Origin of the sequence: Chamaesiphon polymorphus CCALA 037 (genome assembly GCF_003003845.1) — a bacterium.
Taxonomy (GTDB): domain Bacteria; phylum Cyanobacteriota; class Cyanobacteriia; order Cyanobacteriales; family Chamaesiphonaceae; genus Chamaesiphon; species Chamaesiphon polymorphus.
Window position 1 is genome coordinate 1 of the sequence record NZ_PVWO01000696.1, and the last position, 2,351, is coordinate 2,351.

Here is a 2,351-nt window from a genome sequence, read left to right on the forward strand (position 1 = left end):
GTATAAGGTAAATTTACAACCGTAAAAAAGGTATTAAATAAGATCGAAATTAACGTATAAAAGGCAAATAAACCTAATTGATTGGTGGCGGGAAATGGCACGATCCATTGCAATGCAAAGAACAGCCCAAATGGGATCGCCCCCCAGAGCATCCACGGATAACGCCTTCCCCAGCGTTTGCGGATCTTATCGCTAAAAATCTGCCCGCGATCGCTCAATACGCCCACCATCGGATCGTTAATCGCGTCCCAAAACTTGCCGACTAGTTGGCTTTGCCCCGCCAATCCTGGCGATAAATGCGCGACATCGGTGAGGAATGGCGACAGATAAGATAGCAGTAAAATTGCCGTAATCGCCGCTCCCATATCTCCCGCACCATAGGCGAGTTTGGTGGCAAAATTAATTTTACCGATCGGGGGCGATGGCGGTAGTTTGTTAGATGGCGAGTCGCCAACTTCGGGCGGGGAATCAGTCATATGGAGAAAGGGGGACAAGCAAAATCTGACATTATCATATATCCTGTCCCAGCATCCTCTAAAGTTTCCCCTAAAGCCTAAAGCTATCAAGCCTAAAGCCTGACTTTCGCAGGAAGTCTATTGTGAGCGTGTTCCTTTTCCCTTTAACCTTTCCCCTTTACCCCCACTTCACTAAAGATTTTGCATCTGTGCAAGATGTGAGTCTACCAAATGAGGAATTGTAACTAAATGAGATTTATCTCATCAAAACTTCATACCTGTTTCATCAGAACTTGAGAACCTGAGTAGTAACCAAAATTCAGGAGCGTGAATCTCATGCAAGTTTGTGTAATTGGAACGGGCTATGTTGGTTTAGTTACTGGGGTATGTTTAGCCCAAATCGGGCATCAGGTAATTTGTGTCGATAATGATGTCGAGAAAGTCAAGTTAATGCAGTCGGGGCAATCGCCGATTTTTGAACCTGGCTTGTCGCAGATGATGACAGCCAACATGGAAGCAGGAAGACTGGAATTTACTGCCGATCTGCAAGTGGGAGTCGATCGTGGTGAGATTTTATTTATCGCTGTCGGTACTCCAGCTCTCCCTTCTGGTGCCAGCGATACTCGCTATGTCGAAGCGGTGGCGCGCGGGATCGGACAGCATCTCAACGGTGGCTACAAGGTGATTGTGAATAAGTCTACAGTGCCGATCGGGTCGGGAGACTGGGTGCGCCGGATCGTTCTGGATGGGGCTGCTGAAGGCCGATCGGAGACTCCGAGTTTTGATGTAGTTAGCAATCCAGAATTTTTGCGAGAAGGATCGGCAATTTATGATACTTTCAATCCCGATCGAATTGTAATTGGCAGTAGTAGCGAGCGGGCGATCGATTTAATGCAGCAGCTCTACGCGCCGATTGTCACCCGACAATTCGCCCAATATCCCGATTTACCGCCCGTGCCCGTATTGGTGACAGATTTGACTTCGGCGGAAACGATTAAATATGCCGCTAATGCTTTTCTGGCTACCAAAATTAGTTTTATTAATGAAGTTGGCAATATTTGCGATCGCGTGGGTGCCGATGTGACATTGGTAGCCAAGGGGATTGGATTGGATACGCGAATTGGCAATAAATTTCTCCAAGCGGGAATTGGCTGGGGTGGCTCTTGTTTTCCGAAGGATGTTTCCGCGCTGGTACATACAGCAACTGACTATGGTTATAATGCCCAATTGCTAAAAGCGACGATCGAAACCAATCGCCAACAACGATTAATTGCGATCGATAAACTGCAACAAGTTCTCAAAATCCTCAAAGGAAAAACCGTTGGTTTATTAGGACTAACCTTCAAGCCAGATACCGACGATCTGCGCGATGCGCCTGCGCTAGATTTAATCGATCGATTAACACATTTAGGCGCGAAAGTCAAAGCTTACGATCCGTTAATTAGTTCCGATTGCAATCGTCCCGATCTCGCCAAAATCACCTTGACTGCTAATGCTCAAGAGCTGGCAAGTGGTTGTGATGCCCTGGTATTAGTAACTGAATGGCAAGAATTTCAGGAGTTAGATTACGCGCTTTTGGCCAGTCTGATGGAGCGACCGACGATCGTAGATGGACGCAATTATTTAGATGCTAGATCGCTAGCTAATGCTGGTTTTGATTATATCGGTATCGGTCGTCCGCCGCTCGATCGATTCACACCTTCAGCATTTTCACCAGCGCAGATCGACGATCTGATTTTGAATGCTGCTGCTTAATCCCGTAACCCCACTTGTGCCACTTAGTACTAGTAGTCTGCGGCGTAAATATAGTTACTATTTGGTTGGGAGTTGGGAGTTGGGAGTTGCGGCTCGCGCTCGTCGGCTTTGCCGACGGTTCAGCGAGACAAGACAGGGAGT

General features: G+C 47.2%; 2 protein-coding genes. One reads left to right on the forward strand and one right to left on the reverse strand.

The genetic code is table 11. From position 1 onward, the window contains the following. Positions 1 to 476, reverse strand: a 476-nt coding sequence (locus C7B77_RS28385; RefSeq protein WP_181244070.1) for an MFS transporter, incomplete at its 3' end; no start/stop codon positions are given. Positions 477 to 791: 315 nt separating this feature from the next. Between C7B77_RS28385 and C7B77_RS28390 the strand changes: the two genes are divergently transcribed. After that, positions 792 to 2,210 carry a UDP-glucose dehydrogenase family protein gene (locus C7B77_RS28390; protein WP_106312961.1) on the forward strand — a complete coding sequence of 473 codons (1,419 nt, stop codon included), beginning with the start codon at positions 792 to 794 and terminating at the stop codon, positions 2,208 to 2,210. Positions 2,211 to 2,351: the final 141 nt, after the last annotated feature.